The 19,444-nt window shown below is 55.0% G+C and carries 15 protein-coding genes; 3 read left to right on the forward strand and 12 right to left on the reverse strand.

Features of this window, described 5'->3' with window-relative positions; all coding sequences use genetic code 11:
* Positions 1 to 14 precede the first annotated feature (14 nt).
* Positions 15 to 659, reverse strand: a complete 645-nt coding sequence (mobA, locus tag BN3772_RS22530) for a molybdenum cofactor guanylyltransferase (RefSeq protein ID WP_042202395.1) — start codon at positions 657 to 659, stop codon at positions 15 to 17.
* A gap of 301 nt (positions 660 to 960) precedes the next feature.
* Between mobA and BN3772_RS22540 the strand changes: the two genes are divergently transcribed.
* On the forward strand, positions 961 to 2,181 hold the full coding sequence (locus BN3772_RS22540; protein WP_042202398.1) for an MFS transporter: 1,221 nt from the start codon (positions 961 to 963) through the stop codon (positions 2,179 to 2,181).
* 396 nt (positions 2,182 to 2,577) lie between these two features.
* Here the strand turns inward: BN3772_RS22540 and BN3772_RS22545 are convergent, their stop codons facing one another.
* A complete protein-coding gene (locus tag BN3772_RS22545; protein ID WP_042202400.1) occupies positions 2,578 to 4,278 on the reverse strand; it encodes a glutamine--tRNA ligase/YqeY domain fusion protein in 1,701 nt (566 codons plus the stop codon).
* 301 nt (positions 4,279 to 4,579) lie between these two features.
* On the opposite strand from BN3772_RS22545, the gene BN3772_RS22550 reads away from it, so the two are divergent.
* Positions 4,580 to 4,825 carry a DUF2164 domain-containing protein gene (locus BN3772_RS22550; protein WP_039877681.1) on the forward strand — a complete coding sequence of 82 codons (246 nt, stop codon included), beginning with the start codon at positions 4,580 to 4,582 and terminating at the stop codon, positions 4,823 to 4,825.
* Positions 4,826 to 4,864: 39 nt separating this feature from the next.
* Positions 4,865 to 5,413 carry a GNAT family N-acetyltransferase gene (locus tag BN3772_RS22555; protein WP_042181389.1) on the forward strand — a complete coding sequence of 183 codons (549 nt, stop codon included), beginning with the start codon at positions 4,865 to 4,867 and terminating at the stop codon, positions 5,411 to 5,413.
* A 130-nt stretch (positions 5,414 to 5,543) separates the two neighbouring features.
* Here BN3772_RS22555 and BN3772_RS22560 read toward each other — a convergent pair whose 3' ends face one another.
* The 10 genes from BN3772_RS22560 to BN3772_RS22605 form a co-directional block, all read right to left on the reverse strand.
* Entirely contained in the window at positions 5,544 to 6,182 is a 639-nt protein-coding gene (locus BN3772_RS22560) for an MOSC domain-containing protein (RefSeq protein WP_052380647.1), read from the reverse strand.
* Positions 6,163 to 6,693 carry a GNAT family N-acetyltransferase gene (locus BN3772_RS22565; RefSeq protein ID WP_042202404.1) on the reverse strand — a complete coding sequence of 177 codons (531 nt, stop codon included), beginning with the start codon at positions 6,691 to 6,693 and terminating at the stop codon, positions 6,163 to 6,165. The genes BN3772_RS22560 and BN3772_RS22565 overlap by 20 nt, the downstream gene beginning before the upstream one ends.
* Before the next feature lie 68 nt (positions 6,694 to 6,761).
* The gene (locus BN3772_RS22570) at positions 6,762 to 7,979 is read right to left on the reverse strand and encodes an MFS transporter (protein WP_042202405.1); all 1,218 of its coding nucleotides are present in this window, start codon (positions 7,977 to 7,979) and stop codon (positions 6,762 to 6,764) included.
* A gap of 150 nt (positions 7,980 to 8,129) precedes the next feature.
* Positions 8,130 to 10,226, reverse strand: a complete 2,097-nt coding sequence (locus tag BN3772_RS22575; protein ID WP_042202406.1) for a molybdopterin-containing oxidoreductase family protein — start codon at positions 10,224 to 10,226, stop codon at positions 8,130 to 8,132.
* A 366-nt stretch (positions 10,227 to 10,592) separates the two neighbouring features.
* Complete coding sequence (locus tag BN3772_RS22580; protein WP_042202408.1) at positions 10,593 to 11,420, reverse strand: formate/nitrite transporter family protein; 828 nt, start codon at positions 11,418 to 11,420, stop codon at positions 10,593 to 10,595.
* Positions 11,421 to 11,673: 253 nt separating this feature from the next.
* A complete protein-coding gene (locus BN3772_RS22585) occupies positions 11,674 to 13,038 on the reverse strand; it encodes an FAD-dependent oxidoreductase (protein ID WP_042202410.1) in 1,365 nt (454 codons plus the stop codon).
* Positions 13,039 to 13,409: 371 nt separating this feature from the next.
* Entirely contained in the window at positions 13,410 to 15,044 is a 1,635-nt protein-coding gene (locus BN3772_RS22590; protein ID WP_042202412.1) for a formate--tetrahydrofolate ligase, read from the reverse strand.
* A 270-nt stretch (positions 15,045 to 15,314) separates the two neighbouring features.
* Positions 15,315 to 15,791 (reverse strand): glutathione peroxidase, encoded by a 477-nt coding sequence (locus BN3772_RS22595; protein WP_042202414.1) that lies wholly within the window; start codon positions 15,789 to 15,791, stop codon positions 15,315 to 15,317.
* A gap of 98 nt (positions 15,792 to 15,889) precedes the next feature.
* Positions 15,890 to 16,876, reverse strand: coding sequence for a M15 family metallopeptidase (locus BN3772_RS22600; protein WP_244444815.1), 987 nt, complete (start codon positions 16,874 to 16,876; stop codon positions 15,890 to 15,892).
* Between the two features lie 342 nt (positions 16,877 to 17,218).
* A complete protein-coding gene (locus BN3772_RS22605) occupies positions 17,219 to 19,159 on the reverse strand; it encodes a DEAD/DEAH box helicase (RefSeq protein ID WP_042202415.1) in 1,941 nt (646 codons plus the stop codon).
* Positions 19,160 to 19,444 lie beyond the last annotated feature (285 nt).

Consider the following 19,444-nt stretch of genomic DNA (forward strand, 5'->3'; position numbering starts at 1 on the left):
TGTCTGGCAGCAGCCTACATTACCATTACCATTGCCCTTGCCGCGGCGTAATCCTCCGGTGTGTTCATGTTGAATACGGGGGATGGCGCAGTTGATGTTGCCGGTGTAAAGCCAGACTCCGGTATGTACAGCACGTCCAGCTTGTTCAGGCAGTCCATGAACCTATAGTTTCCTTCGTGAAGCGCCGCCTCCAGTACCGGAAGAACACGTCTATGGTAAAGTCCAAGCAGCGGCTGTACCCGGCCCCCGCCGGATACAGCCACTGCGGCATTTGCACCGTTGCCTTGCTGAGAGCTTCCCGTACGTGTCTGAGCCTCCGCATGCGTGCTCAGGATATAACGCAAAAACGCTGCCGAGGCAAACGGCAGATCACACGCTGTCACCAGATTCCACTCATGCTGCGTGTGTCTAAGCGCTGCATGAAGTCCGGCCAGCGGCCCGCAGCCCGGGTAGATATCGGTCACCTGCGCCAGTCCGAGGCTGCTGTACTCCCGGCGCTGCCGGGGACCGCAGGCAATGACCGTGCTTTCGGCAAGCTGCGACAGCTCGTCCGCCAGCCGGGTGATTACCGGTCTGCCGCCAAGCTCCAGCAGCGCTTTATCTGTGCCCATCCGGCGCGAAGCTCCGCCGGTGAGTATAATTCCTGTATAATGTGCCATATTATCCTCCTGCTGCAGCTGTACCCTGCTGTCTCTTGATGTCTGCAGCTATCCAATTTATGATAATCGTATCAGACTTTAGAGCGCGGCAACAGCGGACCGCCAGCTCATAATAATCATAATGGAAGAAACGGAAGCGTTGCGTGCGCTTCCCGGCCGGCCGATTATACTCTTTTTTACGCTTAAATTCGATAAAACATCGTTTGTATCCCTTTTCAACTAATGTTACAGTGATATACGGGGCCTTGAACGATAGGGCTTTCATGGAAAGGCATGGCATCTGGCGGGAAAGGAGTGCCCAATGTTGCGGTACAATTACAATAAGCAGCCATCTTTTGCCTCTCTGAAATGGTTTAATTTCTTTGTCTACGGTACGGTTGTTCTGTTCACCAGCTTCTTTCCGCTCTATCTGCAGGATGTCGGCATGAATAAGCTGGAGATCGGATGCCTGATGTCTGTGGGCGCGCTCGTTTCTATAGTAGCTAATCCGTTCTGGGGCATCTGGACCGATAAGGTTCAGAATATCCGGAGGATTGTTCTCGTTATGCTGACCGGGACACTGGCATTATCACAGCTTGTCTTCCAGGCCAATACATATGAATTAATTTATATCTCCATTTTATTTTTCTATTTCTTTCAGGGGCCGCTGTTTGCCCAGAGTAATACTATGATCCTCAGCTATATTGAGGATACCGGCCACCGGTTCAGCTCCTTCCGGCTGTGGGGCTCGCTCGGCTGGGCGCTGACGGCCATCCTGGCAGGTCCGGTAATTGAGTGGGCCGGCGTCTCAGTATTATCCTACCTGTTCGCTCTCCTGCTCGGTCTGGCGATGCTCACCCTGGTTGCCTTGCCGAGGCTAAGTCATTCCATCGGGATTGCGCCGCTGCCGTTCAAGGGCTTCCGGCAGATTTTTTATAACCCGTTTTTTCTTTGCTTCATTTTCTTCGGCATCCTGGTGTCCATCCCGAATACGATGAACAACACCTTCGTGTCGCTGTATATATCCGAGCTTGGCGGCAGCAAAACAATGATCGGCCTCGCCGTCTTCCTCTCCTCCATTCTGGAGATGGGTGTGCTGGTGCTGTGCGACCGCTTCCTGAAACGCAAAATCTCCGTGCTGCTGGCATTACTGGCTGCCGTAAGTGCGCTGTTCCTCATCCGCTGGGGCCTGATGGCCGAAGCCACTACGCCGGTGCAGGTGGCACTCATTCAGATCCTGCACTGCATTACGTTCGGCGGCTTCTTCTATGTCGGGACGCAGCTGACGATGCTGCTCGTTCCCGCTCCGTTCCGTTCCTCGGGACAGGCGCTGTATACGCTGGCCTGGAGCGGTATCGCCGGCATTCTGGGCGGCGTGCTCGGCGGCTGGCTGTATCAGAATCTGGGCGCACAGAGCATGTACCAATCCGGCGCCTTCCTGGCGTTCATCGGAACCTGCGGCTTCGGCCTGATGGCGCTGTTCGTCTTCCGCGGCGGCTACCGTCCTAACAGGGAAGAGGATCTGGAGCATTTTGAGAATTGACAATGTAAGGGGCATTAAGCAAGAATAGTGAGCAGCCGGGGATACTTCAAGACTCATTAAGTCGGACCCGGATAGCTTTGGGCGCTGAACAGCAGGACATGGCTGTTAATCAATAGTTACATTTAACTCCCGCTGGTCCTGCGTGCCGAGCTCAAGTGGCAGCCGAATTCGTAAATATGAGTATATTCATAATATGTTGGACAATGATTTATGGTAGTAGTTAGCGGGTTAGGTTAATGGAGCTCGTTAGTGGGAGTTTTCCCTTTCCTTCGTTTCAGTGGCAGGCCGCCGGCCCGCGAAGCTGCCGGCACCAACCGCCAGCAGGAAACAAACAGACTGCAAAAAGGCTGTCCCCGTCATCGCAAGACGACAGGGACAGCCTTTTATTATGCAGCCTTATTTGCCGGGCTGGAATGAGCTTTTCAGCGAAACGACCAGGTTGAACACGAGGTGTTCAGGGGTCGAATATTTGCTGTCCACGTTAAAGTAACCGTGGCGGAAGAACTGGAACTTGTCCTGCGGCACGCTGTCCTTCAGGCCCGGCTCCACGAAGCCCTGCAGGATCTGCAGCGAGTTCGGGTTCAGCTGATCCAGGAAGGTCGGCTCCGGCTTGCCGGCGGAAGGCTCAAGGCCTTCAACCTCAGCCTCGGCATCAGCTTCTTCAGCCGAAATCAGCGGCTCATACAGGCGGAACTCCGCCGGAACAGCCTGACCGGCATCGACCCAGTGCAGGGTGCCTTTGACTTTACGGCCGGTAAAGCCGCTGCCGCTTCTTGTCTCCGGATCATAGGTGCAATGCAGTTCCACCACTTCGCCGTTCTCATCCTTAATGAAATCGTTACATTTGATGAAGTAGGCATTCTTCAGGCGCACCTCATTGCCGGGGAAGAGACGGAAGTATTTGTTCGGCGGTACTTCCATGAAGTCATCGCGCTCGATGTAGATTTCACGGGAGAACGGAATCTGGCGGTTGCCCATTTCCGGATTCTCCACATTGTTCTCAATCTCAAAATACTCCGTCTGACCTTCCGGATAATTCGTAATAACTACCTTCAGCGGGCGCAGCACTGACATGGTCCGCGGTACGGTCAGCTTCAGGTCCTCACGGATAAAATGCTCCAGCATCTGCAGGTCCACGAGCCCCTGGCTTTTGGAGATACCCGTCTCATGTACAAAATTGCGGATCGCTTCCGGCGTATAGCCGCGGCGGCGCAGTCCGGAGATAGTCGGCATACGCGGATCATCCCAGCCGTCAACATGGCCTTCATCCACCAGCAGCTTAAGCTTACGCTTACTGGTTACCGTCTGGGCCAGGTTAAGCCGGCCGAATTCATACTGATGCGGCGCAGCCGGCATCTCGCATTCGGCGATAACCCAGTCGTAGAACGGGCGCTGATCCTCGAACTCCAGGGAGCAGAGAGAGTGGGTCACGGATTCAATAGCATCCTCCAGCGGATGGGCAAAGGTATACATCGGGTAAATACACCAGGTATCGCCTGTATTATGGTGATGAGTGTGCGAAATCCGGTAGATAACCGGGTCGCGCAGATTAATATTCGGTGAGGACATGTCGATTTTGGCGCGCAGCACCTTTTCGCCGTCCTTGAATTCACCTGCACGCATACGGCGGAACAGGTCGAGACTCTCGTCACTGCTGCGTTCACGGTACGGGCTGTTCTTGCCGGGCTCTGTCAGCGTGCCGCGCAGCTCGCGGATCTGATCGGCAGACAGGTCATCCACATAAGCCTTGCCTTTTTGGATCAGCAGCTCTGCCCGCTCGTACATTTGGCCGAAATAGTCGGAAGCGAAACGCAGCTCCTCCCACTCATAACCAAGCCATTTTACATCCTCCTTGATGGAGTTCACATATTCGGTATCCTCTTTTAGCGGATTGGTGTCGTCAAAGCGCAGGTTCGTTTTGCCGCCGAATTCATCAGCCAGTGTAAAGTTAATCCAGATCGCCTTGGCATGTCCGATATGTAAATAACCGTTCGGCTCCGGCGGAAAGCGGGTGACCACTTCCTGCACTTTACCTGAGCTCAAATCTTCGGTAATAATATTTTTGATGAAATTGGAGGGGGTTCCACGGTTCTCCACAGCTATCAACCTCTCGTTCTGTAATGTTACTGCGTCCTTGTATGAACATGTTTCCTATTAATATACCCGTTAACCGGAGAATGATCAATGAAATGGCTAACGGAGCCACTCCCTGCGGGGCACTTTGACTTCCCTCCGGACGATAGAGTAGCATGGGAAGCATGATGCTTTTATATTTTTCTGCCAAGTCAAAATGGCTACACCGTCCTTAACAGGAGGGTATCTGTTTCTTGGGGGAGGATAAGGATAAAGCATACTATGATATAACTTTCTTATCTTTATGAAAAGGGGGACTTATCTCATGAAGCCAATTAAGCTGCCCAAAGAGCAGCGCGATCTGATCACCGAGAACATCCGCAGCTATTTCGAAGCGGAACGCGGCGAGACGATCGGCCATCTCGCAGCGGACAATCTGCTGGAATTCTTCCTGAAGGAGCTCGGGCCGGCCATCTATAACGGGGCGCTCAGCGACTGCCGGACCCTGGCTGTGCAGCGGATGCAGTCACTGGAAGAGGATATTTACGCCCTCGAATGGAAAAAGCGTTAAGCAGCATACCGGCCCTGTGCCGTAAGAGGAGGCACCCGCATGTTTAACTATGTCATTGATGATGAGCTTGTGCTGAAGCTGCTAATGCCTGAGCATGCACGTCCGCTGTTCGCCCTGGTCGAGCGCTCACGGCTGCGGCTGCGTCAGTGGCTGCCCTGGGTGGACGGTGTCAGCGAGGAAGCGCATATCGCCGCCTTCATTAAAAATGCCGCCAAGCAGGGCAGCGACAACGGCGGCTTCACAGCAGGACTGTGGGTCCGCGGAGAGCTGGCCGGCGTCATCGGTTATCACGCGATCGACTGGCCGAGCCGTTCAGCCGGCATCGGCTACTGGCTGGGCGAAGGCTACGAGGGCAACGGCTACATGACCAGCGCCTGCCGGGTATTTGTTGATTACGCCCTGCTGGAAATGGAGCTCAACCGGATTGAGATCCGCTGTGCAACCGGCAACAAAGCAAGCCGGGCCATTCCGGAACGGCTTGGCTTCGTATTCGAGGGTGTGCTCCGCCAGTCAGAAAAGCTGCCGCACGGCTATGTGAACCACGCCGTCTACGGCCTGCTGCGCAGTGAGTGGAAGCTGCTGGGCTGACGCGGGAGCGGGCAGCAATAGGCGCGCTCCGCCGCATACACACACAAACAGCCTGGGGGCTTAGCCACCCAGGCTTGTTTGCCGCTGCCGGCAGCCGCTTCTTGCGAGCGCAGTCTCTCCCGCATCAGGCCTACTCCCGCTCCAGCCATTTCCGGAAATCATCGCGGATCTCATCGGTAAGCGCGCTTATCTCAGCCAGCTCCTTGAGATCGGTCTTATCCTTCCGCCCGACCTCCATTGCCTTGAGCACCCGTCTTACTGTGTAGTCACCCTTACCGGACTCAACCTTAACAACAGAATCGCCGGTACCAACCGCGCCTTCACGCAGTACGCGGAAATAAAAGCCGCTGTATCCTGTGGACAGCACCTTGGCCGGCATGTCATTCGCGCCATGCTTCTGTGAAAGCTTGAAGCACGGGAAGCGGGGCTGGCTGACCTGCAGCAGGGCTGTACCAATCTCGTATATATCGCCGATGCAGACCTCTGTCTCAAGCAGCCCGCTCACCGTAATATTCTCCCCAAAGGCGGAGTAAGCCAGCTGTTTGCCGAGGTGCTCCTCCCAAAATGTATAATGCTCAATCGGGTAGACACAGACTGCCTTGTTTACTCCCCCGTGATTTACGAGATCTGCCTGCCCGTCACCGTCGAAGCCTTCAGCGTGAAGCCGTACTGGCCCTTCCGCAGGCAGCTTGTAAATCCCTGTCTCCAGCGGCTTGCCGCGGTAATCTACCGTAACCGGCTTGCCTACATTAAGCGAAATGACTTCCATTCTGATTCCCTCCAGTCAGCATACAGCTCATAAAGACCTCATCAACATAATGCCCGTTCAGGTAAAACTCTTCCTTCAGCCGGCCCTCCTCCTGAAATCCGCATTTGCGGTAAAAGGCGAGCGCCGGCTCATTGCTTGACAGCACGCGCAGCCGCAGCTTGCGTATACCGTTCGCCGCAGCATGCTGCCTGATCGCTCCCATCAGCCGTCTGCCGATTCCTTGGCGCTGAAACTGCGGGTACACGGCGATGTTCACCTCGCATACATGCCGGTTGCTCTCCATGCCGCTCGGACACCCAAAGCCGACGTAGCCGCACAGCTCTCCGCTGTGCAGTGCGACAAGCTGTGAGCCCGGCGGCGCATGCAGCAGGTAGTCCTCCCGGGAACGCCACATTAACGGTCCCGGTGTCGTATCTTCCGTCCAGATCATATTATCAAGCAGAATAAGCTCACGGACATCCCTGATTTCCGAGGGCCGGATCGTGAGCGAGCCTTCATTAATTTGTTGCATAGCTCCTCCACCCCTTGCCTTACCTTTTTCTCTACATATCCCGCTGTGCCGGTTGCCGGCTTCATCCATTATACCGCATTTTGCACCGGATTACGGGCGGAGCGGTTAGCGTAAGCGTGGATAATAAAGAAGCCCACCGCCAGCACCGCCATTGCGCAGGCAAGCCAGCCTGTAGGCGCCAGCCCGCCCCGGTCAAACAGGCCGCCCATCAGGGCCGGGCCGATTACTCTGCCGGCCGCTCCGATTCCCCCGCTGAGTCCCATATAGAACGGGGCGTTACGTCCGGCGGCATCCGCAATAAAGGCCGGAGTTGCCGGTGAGATCAGCATCTCACCCAGCGTAGCGAGCGTCATTGCCAGCACCATACCGGTATAGCTCGGCATCAGCAGAATAACCGCATAGCCGCTTAAATAGAATACGGCGCTAGCTGTCATCTGTGAGGTTGACGTACCGGCAAACCAGCGTTTGATCAGACTGACCAGCGGCTGGGCGGCAAAGATCAGAATACCGTTAAGCGTCCAGAGAAAGCTGTAGAGACTTTTGGACCAGCCTTCCGAAATAATAAACGGGGAAACACCCGTATTCCAGACTGAGTTGCCGATTAGCAGAAACATGGTACCCAGCGACATGTACAGGTAGAGCCGGGCATTGCCGGCCAGCCGCCAGCCTGACTGTTCCCGGGTCCGTGCTCTGTTCGGCATGTGCTCTTGCACCGGCGCACTGGTAATTGTCCGCAGATAAATCAAGAAAAACACAGCAAAAATAGCTGAAGTTAACCCGTTCATTACAAAGCTCAGCATATAGGAGATATCGGCCAAAAAACCGCTGAGTATCGTGCCGAGTGCAACTCCGATATTATTCGCGACATAAATAATGTTGAACAGCTCACCGCGCCGCTCCGAGAACCGGAAGCCGACAAAAGCCTGAATGGCAGGCTGTGCCATAGAATTGAACAAACCGACCAGCCCCATAACGACCATGAACAAATACCAGTTGGAGCTGGATACAGGCAGTGCGAACAAGGCAAGTGCATTCATGGCCAGAGCACCGACAATCAGCCGTTTAACCCCCAGCTTATGATACAGCGAGCCGCCCAGCAGCTGTCCGGCAATTCCTCCGAGCGACTGGATCGCAATAACGATCCCCGCCTCCTGCATGCTGCGTCCAAGCTCCTCGAATACATACATCGTTACCAGCGGCCACATGAGTGCACTGCCGGTTGCATTAACGAGGCTTGCGATCAGAAATACTTTTATTTCTCTAGGATAGTCCTGCAAAAACTTCATGGCTTGTCTTTCATCCCCTGTTACTTATATGTGATCAATCCATCCAGTATCTTACCAAAACAGGGTGATGGGCAAGCTCGTGCATCAACGCTTTATCGCGTCATCCAAACGCAGAAATATTCATTCATCAGTAGGGTGTAGAACTAAGGTCTAGACAGAATCCGTTACAGCCAAGGCGTGTTCCCGCTTTTTCACTTCCACCGTAGCCGAGAAAAAGGTTGCCCCGCCGTCCATATCGCTCAGCCGGTCCGGTGTAAGCACATTGACACGCTGCTTCTTTCCCTTGCCGCCCCACCACAGCCCCTGGCTGATTACGGTACCCGGCAGCATTTTATCCGTTACCATTGCGGTAATCTCCACAACACCTCTGCCATTGTACACAGTGATCTCATCACCATCCGCAATTTCACGGGCTGCTGCATCCACAGGATGAATCTGCAGGACAGGAGCTTTTTCCATCTTCTGATGCTTCTCCACATTGCCAAAGGTTGAATTGAGGAAATTATGGTTCGGCGGCGAAATGAACATCAGCGGATAATCGGCCCCCTGCTCCGGACGCCGTACTCCGTCGTAGCCTTCCTTCAGCGGTGTATAGACAGGCAGCGGCGGCAGGCCGGCTTCCTCCATGGCTGCAGAGTAAAGCTCGATCCGGCCGGAAGGGGTCGGCAGCGACTCCGGAAAATGCGCCTTAGGCGACATATCCAGCTTGACGAACCGCTCGGCCTTCAGCCGCTCCGGCGTTACCCCGTTCAAATACGGATTGTCCGGATAATCAAGCGCCTCAGCAATCATCTCCTCCTCAGACTGGCCGAAGATCTCAGGTTCAAAGCCCATAGCCTGTCCCAGCAGCGAGAAAAGCTCCACATTGCTCTTGCACTCACCCTGCCGCTCCAGCAACGGCTCCTGCAGCTGTATATAATGATGCCAATACGAGCAGTACAAGTCAGTATTTTCAAAGGTTGAAGTTGCCGGCAGCACAATATCGGCATACATCGCCGTATCGGTCATGAACAGATCATGCACGACCGTGAACAGGTCCTCCCGGGCGAAACCCGCCTTTACCTTGTCGGCACTCGGCGCCACAACCAGCGGATTAGTGCCGTAGACGAACAAGCTCTTAACCGGCTGCTCCTGCTGCGCCAGTACCTCTCCGATCCGGTTCATGTTAATGCTGCGTGCCTGCGGGTTACTCCGCAGCTCCGGCCGGGCCAGAGCCTGCGAATTAACAGAGCTGTAGTCGCCGTTGGACTTAATCGCTCCGCCTCCCGGCTTCAGCCAGGCACCGACCAGCGCCGGCAGGCAGGCAATACTGCGGACATTCATCCCGCCGTTGTCATGATGCTGCAGCCCGTTGCCGATATGGATATAGGGCACTTTAGCTTCACCGTACAGCCTTGCCAGCTGCTCGATGTCCGCTGCAGGCACACCGGTTATCTCTGACACCAGCTCCGGCGGATAGCCCAGCGCCTGCTGGCGCAGCTCCTCATGTCCTACAGTATACTTTTGCAGAAAAGCTTCATCCGTCAGCCCGTCGCGGAACAGAATGTGCATCAGGCCAAGCGCCAGTGCAGCATCCGTCCCCGGATACAGCGGCAGGAACCAGTCGCCCCACTGGGCGGTCCGGTTGCGGTGCACATCAATGACAACAATCTTCGCGCCGCGTTTGCGGGCCTGCTCCGCAAACACAACCTGATGCATGTTGGTGCTCACAATGTTGCCGCCCCAGACGATAATCAGATCGGCGTTCACCGTATCCTCCGGACTGGCCCCTCCGTCCATACCCATTGTATAGACCCAGCCGGCCGTTCCGGCTGCGCTGCAGATTTTAGCGTTCAGCCGGCTTGCGCCAAGCCGGTTAAAGAACCGGCGGTCCATCCCGCCCACGCTGAGCAATCCCATATTCCCATAAAAGTAATACGGCAGGATGCTCTCCGGCCCGTATTCGGCAGACAGCTGCTTATACCGTCCGGCAATCTCAGCGATTGCCGCTTCCCAGCTGATCTGTTCAAAGGCACCGCTGCCCTTGGGGCCTGTGCGGCGCAGCGGGTGCATCAGCCGCTCCGGATGATGCACCCGGCCGGCCATGTTCCGCACCTTGTTGCAGATCGCCCCTTTGGTAACGGGATGTGCAGGGTTCCCCTCAACCTTTACGATCCGGCCATCCTGCTTGTGCAGCAGCAGGCCGCAGGTATCAGGGCAGTCCAGCGGACATACCGCCGGAAATATACCGTCTTTGCTATGCTTCAAGGCTGATGTCCTCCTTTAGATTTCAGGTGAATTCACGTTCTATTTCGACCAGACTGCTCATCTGTCCATTGTATATTGGCTGCACCCCAGCGTAAAGAAAATCACCCGAACCAGCCTGATTCGATCTTAGTATGTCCGGGTAATAGTGCATATGAAACACTCCCTATTTATTCGCCGTGATATCCGGTTTCGTTCCCCCGAGCCGGATCAGCACGGCGAATTTTGTGCTATCTTCTGCTCCAATCATAAGGTTCAGATACAAAAAGACACTGCCGGCGGTTCCGCTCTCCTGTCTGCGTAATAAGCAGGAGGTGACGGACACACTAGCAGTGTCTTTCTTATATTCTCTTATCTTAATATTGCGGTCTAGGCATGCTTCTTCACGCTGGAGCTTGATACCCCTTCTACCGGTTGAACTGCCGCCGGCGCTTTGCGCAGGTAAGTCATATAATAAGCCGCTGCTACAAAGACCGCCCCCCCGGTAAGATTACCGAGCCATACCGGAACGAAGTTATTGAAATAATCAAGCCAGGTGAAGTGTCCCTCAAATATAGCAGCGGGGATCAGGAACATGTTGGCTACAACGTGCTGGAAGCCGATGGCTACGAACGCCATAGTCGGGAACCAGATACCGAGGATTTTACCGCTGAAATTATCTGCTCCGTAAGAGAGCCATACCGCAAGGGCTACCAGCCAGTTACAGCCGATCCCGGACACAAAGGCCTGTACGAAAGTTACATCAATCTTATGCTCAGCCATGCTAACTAGCTTCTCTAGATATACACCATCAGCCGTCAGACCGACCACATGACCGAAGAAATAAGCAACAAACAGGGCGCCTGCCAGGTTGCTGAGCGTAATCAGCACCAGATTCTTAATGACGTCCCAGAACGAAATCTTCTTCGCTATAAAAGCAAGCGGCACAGCCATCATATTACCGGTCAGCAGCTCTCCGCCGGCCAGCAGCACCAAAATCAGTCCGACCGGGAAAACAGCAGCCCCGATAAAATTAGCGATGGAGCCCCATTCTGCCGGAGTATTCGCTATAACGCGAATATCAAGTAAAAATCCGAGTGAAATAAATGCCCCTCCCAGAAAACCGAGAATTAGTACGGCTGCAAGCGGGTTATGGGCCTTCTTGATTCCGTTCTCTACCGTTACCTCGGCAATCTGTTGCGGTTTGTTGTATGCCATGATTCCTATCTCCTTTGAAAATTACTTAAAATTTGTTCCTTTATCTCATTGTAGCGTGATCCTAATCACATTAACGTGATAAATATCACCACAAGAAACGCTTCGTGAAAGTTTTCACTGACATGACAAATTTAGCACATGCACAAATGAGATGAATGTTAAAAAAAACACAGTAACAGTTCATGCGCAGGTATGTATACAGAGTAAAAAACCGGAGCCCCAGCGGCTCCGGTCCTGATCACATTAATATTTTTTATACGTTCACTGGCTCTTTGCGTTCTACCTTCTTGGGAAGAGCCTGCAGGCCGGCAGTGTTCAGGAAGTTCCACGGCTTGTTGTAGTGCGGCTGGAAGAAGAAGTCGATAAAGGCCAGCTGGTCTACCGTCATCCGGTTCTGGATGCAGACCGACACCGTATTGATTGACTGGGTCAGGTCCATTTTGGACATAATCTGTGCTCCGAGAATCCGGCGTGTGCCGCGGGCATAGACTACCTTCAGCTGAACTTCCTCGACAGTCGGCATAAATTCCGGACGGTAGTTGTCGGTAATCATAACACTCTCTACCTCCATACCTTCTGCCTTGGCCGCTTCTTCAGTCAGGCCGGTACCGGCAATATTATCTTCATAAATTTTGATGCCTGACGTTCCCTGTGTGCCCATATAAGGGATAGTGCTCTCAACCAGATTCCGGGCAACCAGTGTACCCATGCGGACCGCATTGGTCGCAAGAGGAATGTAAGCATGCTGTCCGGTCGGATTGTAATGAATCGCACAGCTGTCTCCGGCAGCAAATACATCCGGCAGGCTGGTCTGCATATAATCATTGACCATAATCGCCCCGTTCGGCAGCATATCCACCTGGCCCTTAAGCAGCTCTGTATTCGGGCGGAAGCCGATGCAGAGAATGACCAGATCCGTCTCGTGCTCGCCTTTGCTGGTAATAACCTTGGTTACCTTACCGTTCTCTCCGGCAAAGGAGCTTACCTTTTCACCAAGAGCCAGCTTAATGCCGTGGTCCTCAAGTGATTTTTGAATCGGAGCTGTGAATTCCTCGTCCAGGTATTTGCTGAGAATGCGCTCCTCACCGTCAATCAGGGTTACCTGCTTGCCGTTCATCTGGAAGGCCTCAACAAGCTCGACCCCGATGTATCCTGCGCCGACTACAGTAATTCTCTTTACCTGCTCAGCCCGCTCGATAATGGTGTTCGAGTGGTTATAGTTCTTGGAGAGCAGGATGCCGTCCAGATCCATTCCCTCAAGCTTAGGGATAATCGGCCAGGAGCCGGTGGTCATAATCAGCTTATCGTAGGTATCATTAAATTCTTCTCCGGTTGCGAGGTTGCGGGCACGCAGTGTTTTGGCGGCGGTATCTACCTTAATGACTTCATGGCGCATCTTGGTGGTGACACCGAGTTCAGCCAGCTTTTCCGGTGACGAATAGAACAGGCCTTGCGGGTCCTTGACTACTCCGCCTACATATAGGGCAATACCGCACGACAGGAATGAGATGTTATCATTGCGCTCGTACACCGTAATCTCGGCGTCCGGGTAAAGCTGTGCGGTATTAACAATTGCGGCGGTTCCGGCATGGGTACATCCAATGACTGCTACTTTCATGATTTCTTCCTCCTCCAAATTGGCAAGCATATTTATTTATTATTTGTTTGCGCATGTGATTAATTTCACTTTATACACTGATTATATTGTGATTTTTGTCACATTACAAGTATAATTGTGATTTTTCTCACATTGTTCACAATTTGGATTACCTTCTGATTTGTTACCTGCAGCAGCATGCTGCTCCGGTTATGTTATTTTCCCCAAGCAGACGGAGTTTATGTCTGCCGGCGGCAGGAAGCAGCGGTGTAAGGAATCCGGGTATATGCGATAGGCGCCTGTTTATTTTTACCCCAAAAAAATCCCTGATACCATAGCGGCAAGCCGCCTGGCTCAGGGAGAAGCATTAATTTTTTTTCATTTAAATGAACCTATACCAGGCCGTGCAGTACGCCGTCTTCATCGACCAGCAGCCCTTCGGCAGCCGGTTTAGCGGGAAGACCCGGCATGGTAACAATACTGCCGGTAATGACAACAGCAAATCCGGCACCAAGTGACAGGGTAATATCCCGTACCCCTATCGTGAAGCCTTCCGGCGCACCCAGCAGCCTCGGCTGGTCGGAGAAGGAGTACGGCGTTTTGGCCATACATACCTGGAGCTGCTGCAGACCAAGCTTCTCAATAACAGCCAGGCTGCGTTTGGCCGCCGGGGAGTAGGATACTCCGGCACCGCGGTAGATTTCAGTAACGATTGTGCTGATCTTCGACGGAATATCAAGCTGATCCTCATAAAGCGGAGCAAACGTCCCGGAAGGCTCGCGGTCCAGCAGCTTTTTCAGCTCCGCTGCCAGCTCCAGGCCGCCGGCTCCCCCCTCAGCCCATACCTTTGAGATTGCTGCTGGCACACCCAGGCGGCGGCAGGCCTCCAGCACATCATTCACCTCATCAGGCGCATCGCCCTCAAAGTGGTTCAGCGCTACCAGCACAGGAACTCCGAATTTACCCAGATTCTCAATATGGCGCTCCATGTTCGCCAGTCCTGACAGCAGGGCGGCGCGGTTGCCTTCATACAGCTCCTCTTTACGTACACCGCCGTTATATTTCAGCGATTTAACAGTAACGACAAGCACCGCTGCATCCGGGGTAAGCCCGGCCTGGCGGCACTTAATATCCATGAACTTCTCTGCACCGAGGTCAGCCCCGAAGCCGGCCTCTGTAACCACCACTTCGCCCAGCTTGAGCGCATAGCGGGTTCCGATTACACTGCTGCAGCCATGGGCAATATTAGCAAAAGGCCCCCCGTGAATAATGACCGGTGTTCCCTCCAGCGTCTGCACAAGATTGGGCTTCACCGCTTCTTTCAGCAGTGCAGTCATCGCCTCGACAGCCCCGATATCCTTGGCTGTAACCGGCTGGCCCAGCACATCATAACCGACCAGCATGCGGCTCAGCCGCTTTTTCAGATCGGCAAGATCATCGCACAGGCATAGTACGGCCATAATTTCGGACGCTGTCGTAATCTGGAATCCGCTCTCCCGCACAGTCCCGTTACCGTCACCCAGCCCGGTCACAATGCTCCGCAGGCTCCGGTCATTCATATCCATAACACGTTTCCAGACAATACGCTGCGGATCAAGCCCGAGGGCATTCCCCTGAAAGATATGATTGTCAATCATCGCTGACAACAGGTTATGCGCAGAAGTTACGGCGTGAATATCGCCTGTAAAATGAAGATTGATCTCGTCGGAAGGAACTATCTGCGCTTTGCCGCCGCCTGTTGCTCCGCCCTTCATGCCCAGGCAGGGGCCGAGGGACGGCTCCCGGAGTGCTGCTACCGCCCGGACTCCCGCTGCATTCAGCGCCTGTGACAGCCCGATTGTCGTCAGTGTCTTGCCCTCTCCGGCCGGGGTAGGATTGACTGCGGTAACCAGCACCAGCTTGCCGTCCGGCTTATGCTTTACCTCTTCCCACAGGGAAGGGGCCAGCTTGCTTTTGTATTTGCCGTACAGTTCCAGATGCTCCCCGTCTATTCCCGCTGCCGCTGCTACCTCTGTAATTAACCTCATAACTGTATAAAACCCTCCTGCCGTATTATCCTGCTCAACTTGCCGGTGACTCCATCCTGAGAGATGCTCTGTATGTCTGTATGTAATAACGCACGTTGATGTTTCCTCTTCAAAGAATACATTGTCCGTGAAAAGCGTCAAGGATTATTTTCATAGCATGCCCGCCGGCCTATACGATTAATAATGTAAAAAGCCCTCCCGCCGCCGGCTGCTGCCGGTGCGGAAAAGGCTGGCTGAACTAACATAATGGATCGCAGCAGCGCTGCCTGATTAGAGCAGGGACTCGATAAGCCCCTTCATCGTCTCCGGTGACTCCTTCGGCTCAACCCGGGCTGTTACATTACCGCCGCGGTCTACCAGGAATTTGGTGAAGTTCCACTGGATGTCACTGCTGTCCCCTGTTCCCGGCTGCCGATCCTTCAAATATTCGAACAGCGGGCTGGCATCCGGACCGTTAACCTCCGTTTTGGCGAATACAGGAAACTTCACTCCGTAGTTAATCTGGCAGAACTCCTCAGCCTCTTCACTTGTACCCGGCTCCTGGCCGGCAAACTGATTGCAGGGAAAACCAAGCACTACCAGCCCTTTATCCCCGTATTGCTCATACAGCTTCTGAAGGTCCCCGTACTGCGGGGTAAGCCCGCACTTACTGGCCGTATTGGCTATCAGCAGCACCTTGCCTTCATAATCCTTAAGCGGCACTTCCTTACCCGAAGGTGTAACTGCGGCAAAACTGTAGATCGACATTGGCTCATCATCCTTTCAGCTGCTATGGGTCAATGTCATCATACCTTATACCGCTGTGCGAACACAAAAACGGCCCCGTTACCGGGACCGCCTGCGTGCTAGTTAGACACCGGAACGGCGTCGTAATATTCCTCCAGGGTAATGCCTCTTTCAGCAATATCTCCGGCAATCTCCTGCCCCACATAGCGCACATGCCATGGCTCGTATTTATAGCCGGTAATCGCCTGCTTGCCTTCAGGGTAGCGGATAATAAAGCCGTATTCTGCAGCATGGGCGGCCAGCCATTCGGCTTCCTTCGTCCCGCCGAAGCAGCTCTCAGCGGCGCACTTGCCGTCACTGCCTGAGATGTCGATCGCCAGGCCTGTCTGATGCTCGCTGTGTCCGGGAACAGCACTGTAGGTGCGGGCCTTGTCCTCGCCGTCTCTTTTTACATAGTTGTTAAACAGCGTGGTCTGGGTCTTTTCGGAGCGGTAGGCGGACACGCCGGCAAGATGGATACCGTCACTCTTCGCGCCTGCAAACATCTTCTCGAGCGCGGAAGCCGCCGTCTTGCGCATCATCCGCTTCTCAATCTTCTCGGAGAAAAGAAACGGCACCTCCGGATACACCAGATCGGCCGGCTTGTATCCGTCCGGCAGCTTGTACTGCTTATTGACCATTACCGTTACGCTATCCGGCTCTGCGGCGGTAAGCTCGGCACCTTCTGACCCGCTGCCGCCGGAAGGCTTGGCTGTTGCAGCCGGTCTGGACGTTGCGGCCGGCTTCTCAGTCGGCTCCGGCTTGGCTGTTGGTGCTGCGGACGGCTCGTCCTCTGTACCGGAGCCTGTCTGCTGCGGTGCAGCAGTGGCCTGCGGAGTAGCAACCGGTACAGCCGATGGCTCAGCGGATGCCTCCGGATCGGCAACCGGCGGAGCCAGGACCCCGTCGCCGGTACCGGCAGACGCCCCTTCTTCCTGCGAAGCCGAGGGCGACGGTGATGTATATTTGCCGATTCCCCAGCCGACGGCGATAACGGCTATAAATAAAATAATGACTTTGGCGGTTCTGGACATATGCTGCTGCTTCCTCTCAAGTTGGTTTATCAATGCTTAACCTGCTGCTCTGCGGTGAAACATTAGTTACAATTTTCATTATAGACAAGCATTACGTCAAAAATGTTTCAAAAAGTTAAATTTAATGTAATGAGTGCCCGCTGGAACAATATGGACAGGAATAATGTAGTGCAGCTATTGTGACAGCTCCCCTCAGGGGAGCCGGGGTTTTGAGTGGAATCAAGAGCGGAAATCAAGGGCGAAATCAAAGGCAGAAAGGCCTTTGATTCGGCGCGCCGGCCGGATTCAATCCCAAAAAAAATGTTACCACAGGTGCGGCCCCGGTTAAGCAGGCCGTCCTATGGTAACAGGATTTATCTATACATTAAAGCGCCTTTATCTGGATGAGCCGCGTCCGCCGCGTGAGCCGCCTGAACCGCCGTTGCGTCCGCCACGCGAGCCGCCGCCGCTATTCCGTCCGCCAGCGCCGGAGCCTCCTTTACCGCCTTTGGCGCCGCCGGTACCGTAGCTGCCATAGCTGCCTTTGCCGCCCTGGCCGGCACCCTTGGATGCGCCGCCTGCGCTTCTTCCGCCGCGGGAACTGCCGCCCTTAGCCGGCGGAGATGCACTCCACGCGCCTGCTTCATTGCTGCGCGCCACATTGGCTCTATGTTTCGGGCTGGCCTTAGCCCCGCCCGGGTTATAGCCCTCACCGGAGCCGGCGCCCTTGGAGGCGCCGTAGCTGAAGCCCCCGGCTTCCGCACCTCTGGATACATTGGTGCTGTAGCCGCTGCTCGGGCCGCCCTTGGAACCGGCGGCCCCTCTGCCGCCGCGCTTGCCGGCGGCGTTCGCTCCGGCTGCAGAATCCGCAGCCGCCGCATTGCTGCGGGCGTCGAAGCTGCCATAGCCGCCGCCCGGTCTTGGCTTCGCCGCGCTGCGGCCGGCGGAGTCCCCGCCTCTGCGCGCAGCTGCGTCATAGGCGCTGCGCTTGCCCGCGGACGCTTCGCTGCGTCCGCGGCTCTCTGCAGGCGCGTCCCAGCCGCCTGCCTCTTTACCGCGTGCGCGCCCGCCCTGGCGCGCACCGGCTTCCGCACGCGGCGCTCCGCCGCTGCGTCCCTGGCTGCGCCCGGCACGGGCGGGCTCCGGCGCACTGCGGCGGCCGCCCCGCGGGGAGCCGCCCTGCACAGAGCTGAATTCGCCGACGCCGAATTCATCCTTCTCGTAGCGGCGGCGGTCCAGCCGCTGGGAGGTGCCGTGCTCGATCAGATCGAGCAGGTTGGCTTCACGCGGCGAGGCGAGGGTAATCGCCAGGCCTTTGCCGCCGGCCCGGCCGGTGCGGCCGATCCGGTGGATATAGCTATCCGCATCCAGCGGCAGATCATAATTGAAGATATGGGTAACCCCTTCAACGTCAAGACCGCGGGCGGCAACGTCCGTAGCAACCAGCAGCTGCAGCTTCGCATCGCGGAACCGCTTCATGACGGCTTCACGTTTGGCCTGGGACAGATCGCCGTGCAGTTCGTCGCATTCATAGCCTGCAGCCTGCAGCGCTTCATTCAGCTTCGACACCCGGCGCTTGGTCCGGCAGAATATAATCGCCAGATAAGGGCGGTCCCGCTCGATCAGCGCCTGCAGCGCGTCCTCCTTATTACGGTCCGAGACCTCTACAACCTGCTGGCGGATATTCTCCAGCGGAATCGAAGATCCGCTCTTGATAATGATATCCAGCGGCTCTTTCATATAATTCGCAGCCAGGCGCTTGATCGCGTCCGGCATCGTCGCCGAGAACAGCATCGTCTGGCGGCGGTAAGGAACCGCTGTAATAATGGTCTCTACATCCTCCAGGAAGCCCATATGCAGCATCTGGTCCGCTTCATCCAGCACGAGCATTTTGACGCCGCCGAGGTCCAGTGTTTCACGGCGCAGATGGTCAAGCAGCCGTCCCGGAGTCCCGATAATCAGGTGGCGTCCGCCCTCCAGCTTGCGCAGCTGCTTCTCGACATCCTGTCCGCCGTAGACGGCCAGGATCTTCACGCCGGTATGACGCGCCAGCTTGCGCGCCTCTTCGGTGATCTGCAGCGCCAGCTCACGAGTCGGAGCAAGGATCAGCGCCTGCGGATACGGTGCCTCCACGCGGATCTTGTCCATAATCGGCAGCAGAAAAGCCAGCGTCTTCCCTGTCCCGGTCTTTGCTCTGGCAATAACGTCCAGTCCCTGCACCAGCGGCGGAATGGATTCTTCCTGGACCGGCGTCGGCTTGACGATACCTTGTCCCTTTAACAGATCGGTTAATACTTCTGAAACTCCTAAACCTTTGAAACCTGACAATGGCTCCACCTCACTAAATTCTTAAATTTACAAATATACATAACTTATAGGCATCCATTTACGGAGTAATGTACGATTCAATTCCCTCATTAAGGAGGCATACAAAAGCGGAAGAACCCGTCCACCCGGATTCTTCCGTCCCATTTGCCGCCTCTCACCCTGTAAAAGTGCGGTCAAAGTACGGTTTGTAGGGCAGCAGCGATCCACCGGACATTCATGACGGCACTCCTTTTGCGTTCCATTACACTCTATACAATAGTCTGTCCGGTCTCAGTCATCCGGAAACAGTAAGCC

Source organism: Paenibacillus camerounensis, from assembly GCF_000723885.1.
Classification (GTDB): Bacteria; Bacillota; Bacilli; order Paenibacillales; family Paenibacillaceae; genus Paenibacillus_AQ; species Paenibacillus_AQ camerounensis.

Excerpts from the sequence above, each read along its gene's own strand:
- mobA (WP_042202395.1), bottom strand. The coding sequence starts at position 659 with ATGGCACATTATACAGGAATTATACTCACCGGCGGAGCTTCGCGCCGG.
- BN3772_RS22540 (WP_042202398.1), top strand. The coding sequence starts at position 961 with ATGTTGCGGTACAATTACAATAAGCAGCCATCTTTTGCCTCTCTGAAA.
- BN3772_RS22550 (WP_039877681.1), top strand. The coding sequence starts at position 4,580 with ATGAAGCCAATTAAGCTGCCCAAAGAGCAGCGCGATCTGATCACCGAG.
- BN3772_RS22555 (WP_042181389.1), top strand. The coding sequence starts at position 4,865 with ATGTTTAACTATGTCATTGATGATGAGCTTGTGCTGAAGCTGCTAATG.
- BN3772_RS22560 (WP_052380647.1), bottom strand. The coding sequence starts at position 6,182 with ATGGAAGTCATTTCGCTTAATGTAGGCAAGCCGGTTACGGTAGATTAC.
- BN3772_RS22565 (WP_042202404.1), bottom strand. The coding sequence starts at position 6,693 with ATGCAACAAATTAATGAAGGCTCGCTCACGATCCGGCCCTCGGAAATC.
- BN3772_RS22570 (WP_042202405.1), bottom strand. The coding sequence starts at position 7,979 with ATGAAGTTTTTGCAGGACTATCCTAGAGAAATAAAAGTATTTCTGATC.
- BN3772_RS22580 (WP_042202408.1), bottom strand. The coding sequence starts at position 11,420 with ATGGCATACAACAAACCGCAACAGATTGCCGAGGTAACGGTAGAGAAC.
- BN3772_RS22585 (WP_042202410.1), bottom strand. The coding sequence starts at position 13,038 with ATGAAAGTAGCAGTCATTGGATGTACCCATGCCGGAACCGCCGCAATT.
- BN3772_RS22590 (WP_042202412.1), bottom strand. The coding sequence starts at position 15,044 with ATGAGGTTAATTACAGAGGTAGCAGCGGCAGCGGGAATAGACGGGGAG.
- BN3772_RS22595 (WP_042202414.1), bottom strand. The coding sequence starts at position 15,791 with ATGTCGATCTACAGTTTTGCCGCAGTTACACCTTCGGGTAAGGAAGTG.